Origin of the sequence: Chelativorans sp., from assembly GCF_031180965.1 — a bacterium.
In the GTDB taxonomy this organism is placed as follows: Bacteria; Pseudomonadota; Alphaproteobacteria; order Rhizobiales; family Rhizobiaceae; genus Chelativorans.
In genome coordinates, this window is record NZ_JAPSLH010000006.1 from 74344 (window position 1) to 91956 (window position 17613).

Consider the following 17613-nt stretch of genomic DNA (forward strand, 5'->3'; position numbering starts at 1 on the left):
GACAGCCGACGGGCTTTCAATTATTGGCAGCCCTATGAGTCTGCCCGTCGATCCAGTCTCCAATCTCGCCGCGCTCATCCGGTGCCCCTCCGTGACACCTGCCGAGGGGGGAGCCTTGGGTGTGCTCGAAGCCATGCTGAAGGCGCTCGGCGCGCGGGTGGATCGCCCCGTCTTTACAGAGGACGGGGAGGCGGATGTGGAGAACCTCTACGCCCGCATCGCGGGCAACGGCCCGCATCTGATGTTCGCCGGCCACACGGATGTCGTCCCGCCGGGCGACGAGAGCGCCTGGACGCATCCCCCCTTTGCCGCAGAGATTGCCGGCGGCGAGATGTTCGGCCGCGGGGCGGTGGACATGAAGGGCGCCATCGCCTGCTTTGTCGCCGCCCTTGCGCGCCATGTGGAGATGCGCGGCGCGCCGAAGGGCTCCATCTCCCTCCTGATCACGGGCGACGAGGAGGGGCCGGCTATCAACGGCACGGTGAAGCTGCTCGAATGGGCGGCCGCCCGCGGCGAGAGCTGGGATGCGGCAATCGTCGGAGAGCCGACCAATGCCGAAGCCCTCGGCGACATGATCAAGGTCGGCCGGCGCGGCTCGCTTTCCGGCCGCATCACGGTTTTCGGCCGGCAGGGCCACGTCGCCTATCCACACCTGGCGGACAACCCCATACCGGGTCTCCTGCCCCTCCTCGAAGCGCTTCTGCAGCCGCCCCTCGATGCCGGCACGGCGGAATTCCCCGCCACCAATCTGGAGTTCACCTCCGTTGACGTAGGCAATCCCGCCGTCAACGTCATCCCCGGCAGGGCGACCTCCGCGTTCAATGTGCGCTTCAACGACACCTGGTCGGTGGAGACCCTGCAGGCCGAGATCCACAACCGCCTCGATCGCGCCGCGGCGGAAAACAGGCTGCGGCCCGGCCGCGCCGAGCCGGTCTCCTTCGAGCTCGAATGGCTCGGCCGGTCCAGCCCCGTCTTCCTGACGCGGGATGAAAAGCTGATCGAGACCCTCTCCGCCTCGATCGAGGCGGTCACCGGCCGAAAGCCCGCGCTGTCGACGACCGGTGGCACATCGGACGCCCGCTTCATCAAAGACTATTGTCCGGTCGTGGAGTTCGGGCTCGTCGGCCGAACCATGCATATGGCGGACGAGCGGGTGGCGGTTGCCGATCTTGAAACCCTGACGCGGATCTATCTGCGTTTCCTGGAAGACTGGTTCGCCTGATGCTGTCAGGCGCGGAAGTCCAGCAGTATTTCGCCGGTGTCTGGCGCATGATGCTGGGCCGGCCGGAGGGGCTGAAGCTGCTCGACCTGTCAGCCGACGGTTTCTGGAATTCGTTCTTCGCGGTAATCGTCGCCCTGCCGCCCTTGATTGTGGGTTGGGTCGGGTTTGCAAACAGTGTTCCGGAGGCGGCCGCCGTCGGCTCGCGCTTTGCTCTGCTGGTCCGCCTGTTCCTGATCGATATAGGCGCCTGGATCCTGCCGCTGGTGGTGCTTGCCGCCTTCGCGCGGCCGGCAGGCATAGCGGACCGCTTCGTCCACTATGTGGTGGCGAGCAACTGGGCCTCGGCGCTCTTTGCCTGGCTGATGCTGCTGCCCGCGCTGTTGCGCCTCTTCGTCCCGCAGGCGTCGGACCTGACGGACGGCATCTCGCTCGTCCTCTTCCTGGTGACGCTCGGCCTCTCCTGGCGCCTCACCGTTGTTGCGATCGGGAAGGGCGCCGCGGTCGGCACGGCGGTGTTTTTCGCCATGCTCGTCATCTCAATCTCCGTCCTGATCGCGCTGCAGTCAGTGCTCGGGCTCGAATTCCAGGGCAGCTGAGCTCACCGGGGCGAGCGCTGCGGCGACGGCGAGGATCATCAGCGCCGCCGCAAGCGCCGTGAGCGCGGCAAAGCCAAAGGCCGCATAGAGCGGACCAAAGCCTAGCGTCCCGGCGAATGTGGCCAGATAGGTGACGGCGCTGTTCATGCCCATGATGGTGCCGCGGCGGGAAGGCCGCAGCGCCGTGAGCCGCACGATCAGGAGGTTGAGCCCGAAGTGGTTTGTAAATCCCCAGAGGAGGGTCAACAGGAGCACCGAGCTGTAGCTCCCGCTTCCCGACGTCATCAGGATGTAGACGAGACAGACGGCGGCAAAGGCGAGCGGCAGGGTGAGCCGGACCGGCAGCCGCTTCTCCAGGCCGTCCAGGAAGGCGGCTGAACCGAAGCCAAGGCCATAGGCAACGGTGATCACCCCGTTCGCGCTGAGCGGCAGGCCGAGTTCCTGGTGCAAATGATCTCCCAGATAGGCATAGACGCCGTAGAAGGCCGTCATGAAGGCGCCGCAGGCCAGAAGCAGAGGCGGCACGCCGGGGATGGAGAGCGCCGCGAGCGGCGAGGGCGCTGAGCCGGATGAAGGCAGATCGCGGCGGCCGTTCGACAGGAGGGCCAGCAGCGCTCCCGCCGAGAGAAGCGCGATCGCGCAATAGACGGCGCGCCAGTGCAGCCAGTCCGCAAGGGCGGCCGAAAGGGAAACCCCCGCCACCATGCTCAGCGTCCAGCCGGTGAGCATCAGGCCGACGGTCTTGGTCTCCCGGCCGGGCGGGGCGATCGCCGCCGCGTTCGCATAAATGGCGGGCACCGCCACGCCGGCGGCTATGCCGGCGCAGAACTGCGCCGCGATGAGCACGGCCGCCGCCGGCGCGACCGCGCTGGCCGCCAGGCTCAGCGTCAGCAGACCGAAGGCGAGCCGCAGCATGCGCCAGGCGCCGACGCGGTCGATATGGCGGGCGAGCAGCAGCGCGCTCGCCGCCGTGCCGAGCCCGAACGCGGCCGTTCCGCCCATGACGGCGGGCACGGAGGTGCCGAAGGAGCGCGCCACTTCCGGCGCGATGGGGGAGAGGCCGAGCGAATTGCAGCCGATCACGGCAATGGCCGCCGTCAGCATGAAGACCGAGGGCGGGATGCGCTGCTCGGCGGCGCCGGCGAGGGAGGACGGTGCTTGATGAGCTTCGGACATAGAGCCATAATGCCCGCTGATAATTCGGCGACAACAGGGTTTTACCGAATGCGCATAAATACAGATGACGTTCAGCCCAAGCTCGCCGCCGGCCAGCCCTTGGACGCGATGGACCGAAAAATATTATGCGCGCTGGTGGAAGATGCGACCCAGAGCTATGCGGAGCTCGGCCACAAGGTCGGCCTCTCCGCGCCCGCCGTGCATGAGCGGGTGAAGCGGCTGAAGCGCAGCGGCATCATCCGCAAGGTGGCGGCGATTATCGACGCCGAGGCGGCCGGAAAGGGCCTGCTCGCCTTCGTCCATGTCGACACGACCGGCTGGGGCAAGACGCCGCAACTGCTGGCCATCTCCGAGCATCCGGAGGTGGAGGAGATCCATTCCGTGGCGGGCGACACCTGCATCATGCTGAAGGTGCGCGCCCGCGACACCCATGCGCTGGAAGGCCTGCTGGCCCGCATCTATGCGGCCCCCGGCGTGGTGGCGACGCGCAGCTATGTCGTGCTTTCCACCTATCTGGAGCGGCCGCCGCAGCCTGCGCACACCGCCACCTGGTCGACCGTCGACGACTGGCGCGAGGCCGCGGCGGTCAGTAGTCGACCCTGAGGAGGTAGAGCCCTTCGGGAGGCGCCACCGGCCCGCAGGCGGCGCGGTCGCGCGCCTCAAGGGCGGCCTCCACGTCGTCGGCCGTCCAGCCACCTTCGCCGACCTTCTTCAGCGTTCCCACCAGCGAGCGCACCTGATTGTGCAGGAAGGAGCGGGCCGAGGCGCGGATCTCGATCGCCTCGCCGACCCTTGCGACATCCAGGCGGTCGAGCGTCTTTACCGGGCTTTTCGCCTGGCATTGGACGGAGCGGAAGGTGGTGAAGTCGTGCTTCCCGACGAGCCTCTGCGCCGCTTCGTGCATCGCTTCCGCGTCGAGCTTTTTCGTCACGTGCCAGGCTTTCCCGCGCTCCAGCGCCAGAGGCGGGCGTCGGTTGACAATGCGGTAGAGATAGTGCCGCCCCTTGGCCGAGAACCGCGCATCGAAATCCTCCGCCACGATCGCCGCGCGCAGGATCGAGATCGTCTCGCCGGCAAGACCAAGATGCGCATTCACCGCGTCGCGCACCTTTTCCGCCTTCCATTCCCGCGAAAGCTCGAAATGGGCGACCTGGCCAAGCGCGTGAACGCCGGCATCGGTCCGGCCGGCGCCGCGCAGGGTCACTTCCTCGCCGCAGAAGGCGGCGATTGCCGTCTCGATCGCCTCCTGCACGCTGTGTTGGCCGGCCTGGCGCTGCCAGCCGGCATATTGCCCGCCGTCATATTCGATGTCGATGCGGTAGCGCAGCATCGTCAGGCAAGGTCCGCGAAGGCGGCGGGATATTCGAGCCGCCCGGTGCTGGGCGCCTCACCCCAGGCGAGCGCCTGCAGGAACTCGCCCTGATAGATGCTGTCGAAGCCTTGCGCGCGTTCTCGGCTGTAGCCGAAGCGACCATAGAAGGCCGGCTCGCCGAGCACGAGCGAAAGAAGCTCGCCCCGGTTCTGCAGGCGCAGATGCGCATCGTCCATCAGCGCCGTGGCGATGCCTTCCTTTTGGTGGTCGGGATGCACCGCCAGCGGCGCGAGCGCCACGGCGGGAAAAGCCTCCTCCCCGGTCCGAACGAGGAGCCGCGAGAACAGGATATGGCCGCGTATTTCTCCGGTGCGCTCGGCGACCAGCGAAAGCACCACGTCATCGGCTCGGCGCAGGGCGTCGACGAGCCCGGCTTCAGCCTCGCCCTTGAAGGCGGCGACAAGAAGCGAGCGGATGGCCGCTTCGTCGTCCGCTTCCTCCGGCCGTATGATCACCGCGCTCATGACAGCCGCATTCCCCTTTCAAGCTTGGCGCCGCGCAGGAAATCTTCCGCCCGCACCGGCTTCCCGCCCGCCCGCTGCACCTCGATAAGCCGCACCGCGTCTTGCCCACAGGCGACGCCCAGCGCATCGTCGATCAGCTCGCCCGGCGCGCCGCTGCCCGCGGCCAGCGTGGAGCGCAGCAGCTTCACCCGTTCCGGCTTGCCGGCGACAGGCATTTCGCACCACGCGCCGGGAAAGGGTGCAAGCCCGCGGATGTGATTGTGCACCTCGGCGGCCGGGCGGGTCCAGTCGACCCGCGTCTCTTCCTTGCCGATCTTTTTCGCATATTTGATGCCTTCAGCCGGCTGAGGCGTGAGCGTCAGCTCCCCTTTTTCGAGCCTCGCCATCGCCTCTGCCATCAACCTCGCGCCGGCCTCCTTCAGGACATCGTGCAACTCGCCTGCGGTCATATCGTGAGCGATCTCGACCTTTTCGGTCATGGCAACGGGGCCCGTATCCAGCCCCTCGTCCATTTTCATCACCATCATCCCGGTGTCCCGGTCGCCGCCCATGATGGCGCGCTGGATTGGCGCCGCGCCCCGCCAGCGGGGGAGCAGCGAGGCATGGCCGTTGAAGGCGCCAAGCCTTGTCCCTTTCAGGATAGGTTTGGGCAGGAGTAGGCCGTAGGCGACGACCACCGCCGCATCGGCTTCAAGCGAGCGGAACGCCTCCTGTTCCTCTGCACTCTTGAGAGATACCGGCGTGCGCACGGGAAGTCCGAGCCTTTCCGCAGCCTGATGCACGGGAGATTTGGTCAGCTCCAGCCCGCGCCGCCCGGCCGGGCGCGGCGGCTGGGTGTAGACGGCGGCGATCTCGTGCCCTGCCTCGGCGAGCGCCTCGAGTGTCGGCACGGAAAATTCCGACGTTCCCATGAAGACGAGGCGCAAGGGCATTGATCGGTCCGCTATCTCTCTTCCGCGATCGTGTGGTCACGCTTCAAGGGGTTCACGAGCACCAGGTCAAGGTCGTCGAAACCGCCTTCCGCGTGACCAGCATTGCGCCTGAAGGGCGCGAAAGCCGCGGCGGAAGATGCCGCAATCCTACCCCGCCATCCTTGCCGGCGGCGGGCGGTCCTTGGCCAGCTTCTTGAACTTGCGCACCACGATATCGCGCTTGAGCTTCGACAGATAGTCGATGAACAGTACGCCGTTGAGATGGTCGATCTCGTGCTGCAGGCAGGTGGCGAGAATGCCGTTTGCCTCCACCACATGCTCCTTTCCGTCGAGACCGATATATTTGACAGTCACTTCGGCCGGACGCTCAACTTCCGCGTAATAGTCGGGAATGGAGAGGCAGCCTTCCTCGTGCAGGTTCCGCTCATCGGACCGCGCGAGGATCTCCGGATTGATGAAGACCTGCGGATTCTTCGGCTCGTCCTTCTCGGCCACATCGAGCACAAGCATCCGAAGGGGCTCGCCTACCTGGATGGCGGCAAGCCCTATCCCCGGCGCGTCATACATGGTCTCCACCATGTCGTCGGCGAACTTGCGCAGATTATCGTCCACGCGCTCGACGGGCTTGGAGACCTGGCGCAGCAGGGGATCGGGCAGGAGGATAAGCGGGCGAATGGTCATGCGCGTGAGGTAATGGCTCGGCAGAGGGCCGTCAATATGCGAACGCCTGTGGGCAGGCCGCTTTGTTCACGTTTTGATCTTCTCTTAACCGCAAGAATCATGTAGCGTGCGGTGCATGAACGAATCCAGCCAACTCCTTTCCACGCCCGTAGTCCACCTCGGTGCCACGGTGATCTCGCTCGGCGAACTGGCGGTCGCCTGCGGCGCGCTCTTGGTTCTCCTGATCCTCGTTCTCGCACTGTCGCTCCGGCGCAGCGCCCGTGCGCGCGCCCTGGCGGAAGCCGAAGCTGCCGCCCGCGCCCGCGAGGCGGAGGCGCGCCTTGCCGAGCTTGCCAAGGCGCAGACCGAGCTCCAGGGCCGCATGGGAGCGATCGCCGAAGTGTTCGGCACGCGGCAGGCGGAGCTGACTAAGGCGATTTCGGAGCGGCTCGACGGCATGACCTCGCGGCTCGGCCAGTCGATCACCGAGCAGACCAAGTCCACGCACGAGAACCTGGCCAAGCTGCAGGAGCGGCTCGCCGTCATCGACACCGCGCAGAGCAACATTCAGTCGCTGGCCGGCCAGGTGGTGCAGTTGCAGCAGATTCTCTCCAACAAGCAGACGCGCGGCGCCTTCGGCCAGGCCCGAATGGAAGCGATCATCGCCGACGGCCTTCCCCCAACGGCCTACGAATTCCAGTTCACGCTGTCCAATGGCAGCCGCCCCGACTGCCTGGTGAAGATGCCGAACGGAACACCGCCGCTCGTCATCGACGCCAAGTTCCCGCTGGAGGCGTGGAACGCGATCCGTGCCGCCGCCGAAGGGGAGGGCGGGCCGGAGGGGCGCAAATATGCCGAGGCGGCCTTCCGCCGCGATGTGGAGGTGCATATCAAGGCCATCGCCGAGAAATATCTTATCCCAGGCGAGACGCAGGACACGGCCTTCATGTTCGTGCCCTCCGAGTCGATCTTTGCCGAGATCCACGAGAATTTCGAGGCGCTCGTGCAGCGCGCGCACCGGGCGCGCATCGTGATCGTCTCACCATCCCTGCTCATGCTTTCGATCCAGGTCATTCAGGCGGTGCTGAAGGATGCCCGCATGCGCGAGCAAGCGCATCTCATCCAGGCGGAGGTGGCCAAGCTGATGCAGGATGTCTCGCGGCTGGACGACCGCGTGCGCAAGCTGCAGGCTCATTTCCTGCAGGCCAACAAGGACATCGACCTGATCGTCACCTCGGCGGACAAGGTGACGAAGCGCGGAGCGCGGATCGAGGCTTTGGAACTGGGGGCGGCGGAAGTCAACGGTGCCGCGATCGGGTCTCAGGACGAGGAAGAAACCGGCCGCCCCGCCGCTGTAGCGGCCGCACCCGGATCCGGCTCTCTGCGGCTGCGGGTCGTGGAGGAATGAGCCTGCTCTCTCAAGCAGGCGCTTGCGACCTGTGCCTGAACTTTTAGTCGCCCGCAAAGCAGACCGCGCGCTGCTTTGGCAGAGTGGCGCCGCCGCGCGCCGGCGGTAGACCCTCTACTTCGCCTGCCCGTCCACCGCCGCGGCAAACTCGGCGATCAACCGGGCATCCTCTGCGGAGCGCTCCCTTCGGGAGGCCACCAGGCAGGCCTGTGAGTGCAAGATGATGCCATCCTCCAGCACCTTCAGGTGGTTGGCCTTGAGGGTCGAGCCGGTCGAGGTGATGTCGACGATGACATCGGCCGATCCCGCTGCCGGCGCGCCCTCGGTGGCGCCGAGGCTTTCCACGATGCGGTAGACCTGGATCCCGTGCTTCTGCGAGAAGAACTGCTGCGTCAGCCGCCAGTATTTCGTGGCGATGCGCAGCCGCCTCCCGTGCCGGTGGCGGAAATCCGCCGCAACGTCGTCGAGGTCGGCCATGGTGGAGACGTCGAACCACACATCCGGCACGGCGACGACCACATCCGCATGGCCGAAGCCGAGCCGGGCGGCGATCTCGACCTTCCGCTCCCAGTCGGGGATGGTCTCGCGCACCAGATCCTCGCCGGTGATGCCGAGATCGATGCCGCCGCGGTCGAGCTCGCGCGCGATTTCGGAGGCCGAAAGGAAGGAGATTTCGAGCCCGTCGAGCCCTTCCACCCCGGCCCGGTAGCGGCGGTCGTTCTCGGGCATGCGAATGGGATAGCCGGCTCTCTGCAGCCGCTCGAGCGCTTCGTCCTTGAGGCGCCCCTTCGAGGGGAGGGCGAGGGTGATGCTCATGGTTCCTCCCCCCTGAGCGCGGCCACCCGGTCGAGCCAGATGGAAAAGCCGACGCCCGGAATGGGACTTTCGGCGCCGAGCAGGGTCAGGAGCCGGTCGTAGCGCCCGCCGCCGGCAAGCGGCTGGCTGAGCCCGTCTGTGCCGATCTCGAAGATGAAACCTGTATAATAGTCGAGCGGCCGGCCGAAACCGGCATCATACTCGATTTGCTCGAGCGGCAGCCCGAAATTCTTGATGCGCATCGCGCGCGCAGCAAAACCTGCGAGCGCCTCGTCGACATAGATGTCCACTGCATCGGCAAACGTGGCAAGCCGTTCACCCGCCTCTGCGAGCGGCGCACGGATGGCAAGAAAACTCTTCAGGGCATCCAGCGCGTCATCGGCGAGCCGCACGCTTCGCAGTTCCGCCTTCTCGAGCAGCCGGCCCGCGATCTCGGACGGCAGCCGCCCGGCAGAGGGTGAAAGGCCGGCGCTTTGCATCGCCTCTTCGATATGCCGGGTCAGCGCGGCCTCATCCCTGCGGGCGACGAGGCTCGCCACCTCCCTCGGCAGGTTGGATGCGGCCTGCGGGTTGGTGAATTCGGCTATCGTTGCCTCCAGCATGGCCGGCGAGCCGAAGGCGCGCGTTAGCCGCTTTTGCCAACCGCGCGGCAGGCCGAGCGCGGAAAGGACGGCTTCGAACACCGCCTGATCGCCCAGCGTGACGCGCAGGGTCCGATCCGGCAGCACCCGCGAAAGGATCGCATGCGCATCGGCGAGCGAGCGCGCATCGGCCGCCGCGCGGTCCTCTGCGCCGAGATCCTCTATGCCCGCCTGGAAGAACTCGGCTCCGCCCTCCCGGCGCTGCCGGAACACCTCGCCGAGATAGGCGTAGCGGCGCGGCGTCGAGGCGCGCGTGGCGATGTGGTCGAGGCAGACGGGGATGGTGAATTCCGGCCGCAGGCACAGCGTCTGGCCGGTCTCGCTTTCGGTGAGGAATATGCGCCGGCGCAGGTCCTCGCCGGCCATGTCGAGGAAGGGGTCGGCCGGCTGGATGATGGCGATGTCGGTCAGCACCGCGTCGCGCTCGGCGAACAGGTCGAGGATCTCCCCGGCGAAGGAGGGATAGCGGGTGGTCATGGGAGGGCAGCCACACGCGCGAAAAGGGCAGCACGACCCATGCTAGCTGTCCCGCTCTTTCGCCTGCGCGTCGAGCACGCGGCGGACGGCGGCGACGATCTCGCTCTCCGGCACGGAGAATTGCGCGGGGCGGGATTCGCGCCAGGTGGCATTGTCCTCGATCTCTTCGGACAGGCGCTTGCCTTCCACGAGGTCCTTGATCTGCACCTCGCCCTTTTCGCGCTCGTCGGCCCCCTGGATGATGACGCAGGGGCTGCCGCGCCGGTCGGCATATTTCATCTGCGCCTTCATGCCCGCGCCGCCCAGATACATTTCCGCGCGGATCCCGGCTTTGCGAAGCTCGGAGACCATTCGCTGGTAGCGCCCGAGGCTTTCCGTGTCCTTGTCCATGACGAGGACGACCACCGGCGCGACCGCCTCGGACGTCTCCAGCTTGCCGAGGTTTTTGAGCGCCGTCATCAGGCGGGAGACGCCGATGGAAAAGCCGGTGGCCGGCACCGGCTCGCCGCGGAAGCGCGAGACGAGTCCGTCATAACGCCCGCCGCCGCCGACGGAGCCGAAACGCACCGTCTCGCCGTCCTCGTTGACGACGGGAAAGGTCAGCTCGGCTTCGAACACCGGCCCCGTATAGTATTCGAGGCCGCGGACGACGGAGGGATCGATGCGGATGCGGTCGGTTTCATAGCCGGCCGCAGACACCAAGGCCGCGATCTCCCGCAATTCCTCGGTGCCTTGGCTCCAAGTCTCGTTCGTCGCCGCCTCCGCGGCCCCTTCGGCGTCGAGGCACATGTGGAGGACGACTTCCTGCTGGCTCTCATCGAGCCCGGCCCCTTTGGTAAAATCACCGCTCTCATCAAGTCGGCCTTTCCCGAGCAGCTCCCGCACGCCCTCCGGCCCAAACTTGTCCAACTTATCGATTGCCCTCAGAACCGTGAGCCTACGTCCGGCATTCTCGTCACCGCCGAGGCCGATCGCCTCCAGCACGCCGTCGAGCACCTTGCGGTTGTTGACGCGGATCACATAGTCGCCGCGCGCAATCCCCAGCGCCTCCATCACATCGGCCATCATCATGCACATCTCGGCATCGGCGGAGACATTGGGCGCGCCCACCGTGTCGGCATCGAACTGCATGAACTGGCGGAAGCGGCCGGGGCCGGGCTTCTCGTTGCGGAAAACCCAGCCGGCGCGGTAGCTGCGATAGGGTTTCGGCAGGCGCTCGAAATTCTCCGCCACGAAGCGGGCGAGGGGAGCCGTCAGGTCGTAGCGCAGCGAGAGCCACTGCTCGTCCTCGTCCTGGAAGGAGAAGACGCCCTCGTTCGGCCGGTCCTGGTCGGGCAGGAACTTGCCGAGCGCATCCGTATATTCGATGAGCGGCGTCTCCACCGGCTCAAAGCCGTAGAGCTCATAGACGGCGCGGATCTTCGCCATCATCTCCTCGACGGCGCGGATGTCGGCCGGATGGCGGTCGACAAGCCCGCGCGGGAGCCTTGCCTTCACCCTGTCCGCCTTGTCAGCCATCACAAAAGTCCGTCCGTTCGTGGGGAGAAATGCGCCCGCTGCCGGGCGCGGCTGTCCTAGCCGATAAGCCCGGTAGCGGCAAGGCCGGCACCGGCCGGCCAGCCGCGCGGAAAGCGGATGACATGCCGCGGGTCTTCGGCTAATTCCCTCTCGGTCCTGCCGGTCGCAGCACCCGGCCCAGCCCGAAGCAACACGGAGAAACCGATGCCGCAGCCGCCGGCCATGATCGAGAGTCTCGACGCCGTCGCCGCCAAATACCCGGTGATCCTCTCCGATATATGGGGCGTGCTGCACAACGGCGTCTCGGCGCATCCCGCCGCCGCCGCCGCGCTTACGCGCGCCCGCCGCGCCGGCAAGGCGGTGGTGCTGGTCACCAACTCGCCGCGCCCGAACCACCTGGTGAAGGAGCAGCTGCGCGACATCGGCGTGCCCGACGAGGCCTGGGACGAGGTGGTCACCTCCGGCGACGTCACCCGCGAACTCATCCGCAACGGCCCGCGCCGGATTTTCCACCTGGGGCCGGAGCGCGATCTGCCGATCTATGATGACCTCGATGTCGAGCTTGTCGAAGAATTCGAGGCGGCGGGCGTCGTCTGCACCGGCTTTTTCGATGACGAGACGGAGACGCCGGAGGATTATGCGGAGATGCTGCAGCGCCTGCGCGCCCGCGACCTGCCCTTCATCTGCGCCAATCCGGACATCGTGGTGGAGCGCGGCGACCGGCTCATCTTCTGCGCCGGCGCGCTGGCGCGCGACTATGCGCATCTGGGCGGCCGCACGCTGATTGCAGGCAAGCCGCACCGGCCGATCTACGAGGCCGCGCTGGCCGCGGCGGGGGAAAAGCTCGGCCGCGAGGTGGGTCCCAGCGATGCGCTCGCCATCGGCGACGGCATCCTGACCGACGTGAAGGGCGCCGCCAATATGGGCATCGACCTTCTGTTCGTGACGGAAGGCATCCACGCCGCCGAGTACAACAACGAGCGGCGGCTGGACCGGGAGCGCCTGGCCGCGTTCCTGGAAAAGCACGGCTATCGGCCAGTGGCCGTGATCGAACGGCTCAGGTAGAGCGCGGTGGGCGACATCCTGCGCTGCTCGGGCTTCCAGGACATCCCGCCGGGACTGCGCGGGGGCGTGATCGCGATCGGCAATTTCGACGGCGTGCATCGCGGGCATCAGGCGGTGCTGGCGCGGGCGCTGCAGATCGCCGAGGTGGAAAACGCTCCGCCCGTCGTGCTCACCTTCGAGCCGCATCCGCGCCGCGTCTTCCGGCCGGACGTGCCGCTCTTCCGCCTGACGCCTGCGCCCATGAAGGCGCGGGTGCTTGGGGCGATGGGCTTCGCCGCCGTGGTCGAGCAGCCCTTCACGCGCGAATTCTCCTCGCTGCCGGCCGTGCGCTTCGTGGCCGAGGTGCTTTCGGCGGGTCTCGGCGCTGCCCATGTGGTGACCGGCTACGACTTCCACTACGGCAAGGGGCGCGGCGGCACGCCGGAAACGCTGGAGGCTGGCGGGCAAGCCTACGGCTTCGGCGTGACGGTGGTGGACGCCTTTTCCGACGAGGGCGGCGAGGTGGTCTCGTCGAGCCGCATCCGCGCGCTGCTGGATGCCGGCGAGGTGGCCGAAGCGGCGGGCCTGCTCGGCTACCGCTATACCGTCGAGGCCGAGGTGATCGGCGGCCGCAAGCTCGGCCGGACGCTGGGCTTTCCGACGGCGAACATGGCGCTGCCCGACGAAACCGGCCTGCGCCACGGCATCTATGCGGTGCGCTTCCGCCGCGCCGACGGAACGCTGCATGACGGGGTGGCGAGCTTCGGGATCCGCCCGACCGTGGAGGACAAGGGCGTTCCCCTGCTCGAGACCTTCCTGTTCGATTTCCATGGCGACCTCTACGGCGAGACCTGCGCCGTCTCCTTCTTCGGTTTCCTGCGCGGGGAGGAGAAATTCGACGGGCTCGACGCGCTGGTGGCGCAAATCCGCCGCGACGAGGCGGAGGCGAGGGCGCTTCTTGCCGGCGTGCGGCCGCTTTCCGGTCTCGACCTCGCGATCGCTTTTCCTTGAAGCGGCATCCGGCGGCGCGCGTCATCGCTGCCACGCCCGGCTTTCGCCGTCTGGCCATTGAAGAAGGTGGGAAGCGGGGCGCGTGATCCGTGCCTCTCTGTTAGTTTACGTGGCGCGTTCCACGCGCCCCGCCGGCCGCTGTCCCGACATTGGCCGGTCACTCGGGCTCTTCCATCTTCCCGGCTGCACCCAATGAAGGGGGTGGTCTTTGCCGGGCCGAAGGAAAAGCCCTAGCGGCTTCTCCGCGGTTTCCGCAGTGTCGTCTGGAACCCGACACCCGTTTTTCCGAAGCGCTGTCTGTCACCCAGCACTCCGGCACCGCCGGCCTGTCGCGGGCCCTCAGCATGCCTCCAGGTACCGATCCCTGGAGGGGGAGGTTGCCGCCGCTCTCCCGAACACCCGGTGCGCATCCGGTTCCCGCAAGAGCGATGGGGAGAATGATAAGGGAGGGCGGAAGTTGATGGATAAAAAAACAGCCGCCGGAGAACGGAAAATCGAGTAAGCACTTGTTTTACTTTCAAAGAATTTTTGTGCTTCCAGGCTGCGAGGCCATTTTGATCCACACCGTTCGGGACTTGCGAAGGGCGATTGATCGTTTCAGGGACCCCTCACTTGCGTTTTCCAAGCACTTGCTCGGGGACAAGCCCGCTCGCAAGTGCAGGAAAACGCTTTCTCTCCCGCAAGGGGAGAGATATCGCCGGCATAGGCTTGCCGCTAATCGTCGAGGCTGGTGAGTGGCAGAAGCGCTGGTGCAGGGCGTCTATCTCTCCCCTTGCGGGAGAGAAAGCAAATTCCTGGGCTTGGCAACGCCAAGTCCTTGGAATTTGCAAGAGAGGGGTATACCGCCGACGCTGGCGATTGACAGCTAGGTTGGTGCGAAGCAAGTGAGGGGTGCTTCAGGTGCACGAAGAAGGTCGGAGCCGGCTCTGCCGCGCATGACCGGCCCTTTATTCTTCCGCCGGTCTCGGCTAAAAGCGCGGACCATGAAGACCAGCAGCAGCTTTCGGCCGATCGCCATACGAATTACCGGCCCGGCTTTCCCTGTGGCCTGAAGGGCTGCGGGAAGGTCCGGGTTTCCTGCGCTCGGCATGAGCGCTCCCTCCGCCACCTGAGCATGTCGAAGGTTGATACGGTCATCGGCGAGGCCACCGGGCTTCGCCCTTCTCACGGCGATTAAATGAGCGATACGTCCGAAAAGCTGGATTACTCCAAGACCCTTTATCTGCCGCAGACGGAATTCCCGATGCGCGCCGGCCTGCCCCAGAAGGAGCCGGAGATCGTCGCCCGCTGGCGCGAGATGGACCTCTACCGGCTCCTGCGCGAGGATGCGAAGGGCAGGCCACTCTTCGTGCTGCATGACGGGCCGCCCTATGCCAATGGCAACATCCATATCGGCCATGCGCTGAACAAGGTGCTGAAGGACGTCATCACCCGCTCCTTCCAGATGCGCGGCTATGACTCCAACTATGTGCCCGGCTGGGACTGCCACGGCCTGCCCATCGAGTGGAAGATCGAGGAGCAGTACCGCGCCAAGGGTCGGAACAAGGATGAGGTGCCGATCAACGAATTCCGCAGGGAATGCCGGGACTTCGCGACGCACTGGATCAAGGTGCAGTCGGAGGAGTTCCAGCGGCTGGGCGTCGTGGGCGATTTCGACAATCCCTATACGACCATGGCCTATCACGCCGAGGCGCGCATCGCCGGCGAGCTCCTGAAATTCGCCATGTCCGGCCAGCTCTACCGCGGCTCCAAGCCCGTGATGTGGAGCGTGGTGGAACGCACCGCGCTGGCGGAAGCCGAGGTCGAGTACCAGGACTATGAGAGCGATACGGTCTGGGTGAAGTTTCCTGTGGTGCTGCGTAGCGAGCGAGGCGCGTCCATAGGCGAAGACTTCCGCCAGAAAGTGATCGCACAGAACGCAGACGGCGGCGTCTTGGGCGACCTGCAAGGCTCCACGGTCGTCATCTGGACGACAACCCCATGGACCCTCCCCGGCAACAGGGCGATCGCGTACTCGCCGCGCGTCGGCTATGCGCTCTACGAGGTGACGGCGGCCGAGAACGATTTCGGCCCCAGGCCGGGCGAGAAGCTGATTTTTGCGGAGAAGCTTGCCGAGGAGTCGTTTGCCAAGGCCAAGCTGCAATACCGAAAGGTGCGTGAAGTCGCGGAGGAAGAGCTGGCATCCCTGCTATGCCTGCATCCGCTCCGCCAGCTGGGCGGCGGCTACGAATTTCCCGTCCCGCTGATCCCCGGCGAGCATGTCACCGACGACGCAGGCACCGGCTTCGTGCACACCGCCCCCAGCCATGGCCGCGAGGACTTTGACGTGTGGATGGAGCATGCCCGCGAGCTTGCCGCGCGCGGCATCGACACCGCGATCCCCTTTCCGGTGGACGATGCCGGCTTCTTCACCAAGGACGCGCCGGGCTTCGGCCCGGACCGGCCGGGTGGTGCGGCGCGCGTGATCGACGATGCGGGCAAGAAGGGCGACGCCAACAAGGCCGTCATCGAGGCGCTGATCGAAAGGAACATGCTCTTCGCGCGCGGCCGGCTGAAGCATCAGTATCCGCATTCCTGGCGCTCGAAGAAGCCGGTCATCTTCCGCAACACTCCGCAATGGTTCGTCTATATGGACAAGGACCTCGGCGACGGAACGACCTTGCGCACGCGTGCGCTGAAGGCCATCGACGAGACGCGCTTCGTGCCTGCCGCCGGCCAGACGCGGCTGCGCGCCATGATCGAGGAGCGGCCCGACTGGGTGCTCTCGCGCCAGCGTGCCTGGGGCGTGCCGATCGCCGTCTTCGTCGACGAGAATGGCGAGGTGCTGAAGGACGAGACGGTGAACCGGCGCATCATGGAAGCCTTCGAGCAGGAGGGCGCCGACGCCTGGTTCGCCGAGGGCGCGAAGGAGCGGTTCCTTGCCGGCCGCAACGACATGGAGCGGTGGACGCAGGTGCGCGACATCCTCGATGTCTGGTTCGATTCGGGCTCCACGCACGCCTTCACGCTCGAGGACCGGCCGGACCTGAAATGGCCGGCGGATGTCTATCTCGAAGGCTCGGACCAGCATCGCGGCTGGTTCCATTCCTCGCTGCTCGAGAGCTGCGGCACGCGCGGCCGCGCGCCCTACGACACGGTCGTCACCCATGGCTTCACCATGGGCGAGGAAGGCCGCAAGATGTCGAAGTCGCTGGGCAACACCGTCGTGCCGCAGGATGTGATGGCGAAGTCCGGCGCCGACATCCTGCGCCTTTGGGTGGTGACGACCGACTACTGGGAGGACCAGCGGCTCGGCAACAACGTCCTGCAGACGAATATCGACGCCTACCGCAAGCTCAGGAACACGGTCCGCTGGATGCTGGGCACGCTCGCCCATGACGAGGGCGAGACGGTGCCGCTGACGGAAATGCCGGAGCTGGAGCGGCTGATGCTGCACCGGCTGTTCGAGCTCGACCAGGTGGTGCGCCGGGGCTACGACAATTTCGACTTCAAGCGCGTGATGCGCGCGGCTCTCGACTTCATGGTGGTGGAGCTTTCCGCCTTCTATTTCGACGTGCGCAAGGACGCGCTCTACTGCGACGCGCCGTCGAGCATCCGCCGCAAGGCGGCGCTCCATGTGGTGCGCCAGCTCTTCGACTGCCTGGTGACCTGGATGGCCCCGATGCTGCCCTTCACCATGGAGGAGGCGTGGCTGGAGCGCTATCCGGAGGCCAAATCCGTGCATCTGGCGCAGTTCCCCGACGTGCCCAGCGCCTGGCACGACGAGGCTCTGGCGGAGAAATGGCGCAAGGTCCGCCAGGTGCGGCGGGTGGTGACCGGCGCGCTGGAGATCGAGCGCAAGGAGAAGACCATCGGCTCCTCGCTGGAGGCCGCGCCCATCGTCCATGTGACCGACTCGGAGCTTGCCGAGGCGGTGGCGGATGTGGACATGGCCGAGGTGTGCATCACCAGTGGCATCGAGATGCGCGGAGACGCGCCGCCGGAGAGCGCGTTCACCCTGGACGAGGTGAAGGGGGTGGCGGTCGTCTTCCGGCGCGCGGCCGGGCAGAAATGCGCGCGCTCCTGGCGCTATACGGACGATGTCGGGTCGGATCCCGAATTCCCGGACGTGTCGGCGCGCGATGCGGCCGCCCTGCACGAATTGCGGGCGCTCGGGCGCATTTAGGCCGGGCCGTTGCCTCGGACGGGGGTGTCCGCTAAAAGCGGCCGGTCGCGCGCCATCATCTCGTCCGATTTGCGGGCGAAGAGCGGGGCGCGAGCGAGGGGCAGGGTGTGC

The 17613-nt window shown here is 66.5% G+C and carries 15 protein-coding genes; 7 read left to right on the forward strand and 8 right to left on the reverse strand.

Annotated elements, in window-relative coordinates; genetic code table 11:
• Nucleotides 1-34: 34 nt before the first annotated feature.
• Nucleotides 35-1222 carry a succinyl-diaminopimelate desuccinylase gene (dapE, locus tag RIN79_RS06610; protein WP_309083846.1) on the forward strand — a complete coding sequence of 396 codons (1188 nt, stop codon included), beginning with the start codon at nt 35-37 and terminating at the stop codon, nt 1220-1222.
• Complete coding sequence (locus RIN79_RS06615; protein WP_309083847.1) at nt 1222-1818, forward strand: transporter; 597 nt, start codon at nt 1222-1224, stop codon at nt 1816-1818. Before dapE ends, RIN79_RS06615 begins: the two co-directional genes overlap by 1 nt.
• Here RIN79_RS06615 and RIN79_RS06620 read toward each other — a convergent pair.
• Nucleotides 1786-2994 carry an MFS transporter gene (locus tag RIN79_RS06620; RefSeq protein ID WP_309083848.1) on the reverse strand — a complete coding sequence of 403 codons (1209 nt, stop codon included), beginning with the start codon at nt 2992-2994 and terminating at the stop codon, nt 1786-1788. The genes RIN79_RS06615 and RIN79_RS06620 overlap by 33 nt on opposite strands.
• Nucleotides 2995-3042: 48 nt before the next feature.
• On the opposite strand from RIN79_RS06620, the gene RIN79_RS06625 reads away from it, so the two are divergent.
• Complete coding sequence (locus RIN79_RS06625; RefSeq protein WP_309083849.1) at nt 3043-3597, forward strand: Lrp/AsnC family transcriptional regulator; 555 nt, start codon at nt 3043-3045, stop codon at nt 3595-3597.
• On the opposite strand, the gene truA is transcribed toward RIN79_RS06625, so the two are convergent.
• The 4 genes from truA to def form a co-directional block, all read right to left on the reverse strand.
• Nucleotides 3581-4324 (reverse strand): tRNA pseudouridine(38-40) synthase TruA, encoded by a 744-nt coding sequence (gene truA, locus RIN79_RS06630; RefSeq protein ID WP_309083850.1) that lies wholly within the window; start codon nt 4322-4324, stop codon nt 3581-3583. The genes RIN79_RS06625 and truA overlap by 17 nt on opposite strands.
• Before the next feature lie 2 nt (nt 4325-4326).
• A complete protein-coding gene (locus tag RIN79_RS06635) occupies nt 4327-4830 on the reverse strand; it encodes an N-acetyltransferase (RefSeq protein WP_309083851.1) in 504 nt (167 codons plus the stop codon).
• On the reverse strand, nt 4827-5762 hold the full coding sequence (fmt, locus tag RIN79_RS06640; RefSeq protein WP_309083852.1) for a methionyl-tRNA formyltransferase: 936 nt from the start codon (nt 5760-5762) through the stop codon (nt 4827-4829). Before fmt ends, RIN79_RS06635 begins: the two co-directional genes overlap by 4 nt.
• Nucleotides 5763-5909: 147 nt before the next feature.
• Nucleotides 5910-6443: a peptide deformylase gene (def, locus tag RIN79_RS06645; protein WP_309083853.1), complete on the reverse strand. Its 534-nt coding sequence runs from the start codon at nt 6441-6443 to the stop codon at nt 5910-5912.
• Nucleotides 6444-6558: 115 nt separating this feature from the next.
• Here def and RIN79_RS06650 point away from each other — a divergent pair, with 115 nt between their 5' ends.
• Nucleotides 6559-7830: a DNA recombination protein RmuC gene (locus RIN79_RS06650; protein WP_309083854.1), complete on the forward strand. Its 1272-nt coding sequence runs from the start codon at nt 6559-6561 to the stop codon at nt 7828-7830.
• 114 nt (nt 7831-7944) lie between these two features.
• On the opposite strand, the gene hisG is transcribed toward RIN79_RS06650, so the two are convergent.
• The 3 genes from hisG to hisS are packed head-to-tail and all read right to left on the reverse strand — an operon-like array spanning nt 7945 to nt 11282.
• A complete protein-coding gene (hisG, locus tag RIN79_RS06655; RefSeq protein ID WP_309083855.1) occupies nt 7945-8646 on the reverse strand; it encodes an ATP phosphoribosyltransferase in 702 nt (233 codons plus the stop codon).
• The gene (locus RIN79_RS06660) at nt 8643-9764 is read right to left on the reverse strand and encodes an ATP phosphoribosyltransferase regulatory subunit (protein WP_309083856.1); all 1122 of its coding nucleotides are present in this window, start codon (nt 9762-9764) and stop codon (nt 8643-8645) included. Before RIN79_RS06660 ends, hisG begins: the two co-directional genes overlap by 4 nt.
• 42 nt (nt 9765-9806) lie before the next feature.
• On the reverse strand, nt 9807-11282 hold the full coding sequence (gene hisS / locus RIN79_RS06665) for a histidine--tRNA ligase (RefSeq protein WP_309083857.1): 1476 nt from the start codon (nt 11280-11282) through the stop codon (nt 9807-9809).
• A gap of 204 nt (nt 11283-11486) precedes the next feature.
• Here hisS and RIN79_RS06670 point away from each other — a divergent pair, with 204 nt between their 5' ends.
• From RIN79_RS06670 to ileS, 3 genes are all read left to right on the forward strand, one after another.
• Entirely contained in the window at nt 11487-12347 is an 861-nt protein-coding gene (locus RIN79_RS06670) for a TIGR01459 family HAD-type hydrolase (protein WP_309083858.1), read from the forward strand.
• A gap of 6 nt (nt 12348-12353) precedes the next feature.
• Entirely contained in the window at nt 12354-13337 is a 984-nt protein-coding gene (locus RIN79_RS06675) for a bifunctional riboflavin kinase/FAD synthetase (protein ID WP_309083859.1), read from the forward strand.
• Nucleotides 13338-14514: 1177 nt separating this feature from the next.
• Entirely contained in the window at nt 14515-17502 is a 2988-nt protein-coding gene (ileS, locus tag RIN79_RS06680) for an isoleucine--tRNA ligase (protein ID WP_309083860.1), read from the forward strand.
• Nucleotides 17503-17613: the final 111 nt, after the last annotated feature.

Bases quoted from the DNA above. Each gene is read 5' to 3' on its own strand.
- dapE (WP_309083846.1), top strand. From the start codon at position 35: ATGAGTCTGCCCGTCGATCCAGTCTCCAATCTCGCCGCGCTCATCCGG.
- RIN79_RS06650 (WP_309083854.1), top strand. From the start codon at position 6,559: ATGAACGAATCCAGCCAACTCCTTTCCACGCCCGTAGTCCACCTCGGT.
- RIN79_RS06620 (WP_309083848.1), bottom strand. From the start codon at position 2,994: ATGTCCGAAGCTCATCAAGCACCGTCCTCCCTCGCCGGCGCCGCCGAG.
- RIN79_RS06625 (WP_309083849.1), top strand. From the start codon at position 3,043: ATGCGCATAAATACAGATGACGTTCAGCCCAAGCTCGCCGCCGGCCAG.
- def (WP_309083853.1), bottom strand. From the start codon at position 6,443: ATGACCATTCGCCCGCTTATCCTCCTGCCCGATCCCCTGCTGCGCCAG.
- RIN79_RS06615 (WP_309083847.1), top strand. From the start codon at position 1,222: ATGCTGTCAGGCGCGGAAGTCCAGCAGTATTTCGCCGGTGTCTGGCGC.
- RIN79_RS06670 (WP_309083858.1), top strand. From the start codon at position 11,487: ATGCCGCAGCCGCCGGCCATGATCGAGAGTCTCGACGCCGTCGCCGCC.
- ileS (WP_309083860.1), top strand. From the start codon at position 14,515: ATGAGCGATACGTCCGAAAAGCTGGATTACTCCAAGACCCTTTATCTG.
- RIN79_RS06660 (WP_309083856.1), bottom strand. From the start codon at position 9,764: ATGACCACCCGCTATCCCTCCTTCGCCGGGGAGATCCTCGACCTGTTC.
- RIN79_RS06635 (WP_309083851.1), bottom strand. From the start codon at position 4,830: ATGAGCGCGGTGATCATACGGCCGGAGGAAGCGGACGACGAAGCGGCC.
- fmt (WP_309083852.1), bottom strand. From the start codon at position 5,762: ATGCCCTTGCGCCTCGTCTTCATGGGAACGTCGGAATTTTCCGTGCCG.
- hisS (WP_309083857.1), bottom strand. From the start codon at position 11,282: ATGGCTGACAAGGCGGACAGGGTGAAGGCAAGGCTCCCGCGCGGGCTT.
- truA (WP_309083850.1), bottom strand. From the start codon at position 4,324: ATGCTGCGCTACCGCATCGACATCGAATATGACGGCGGGCAATATGCC.
- hisG (WP_309083855.1), bottom strand. From the start codon at position 8,646: ATGAGCATCACCCTCGCCCTCCCCTCGAAGGGGCGCCTCAAGGACGAA.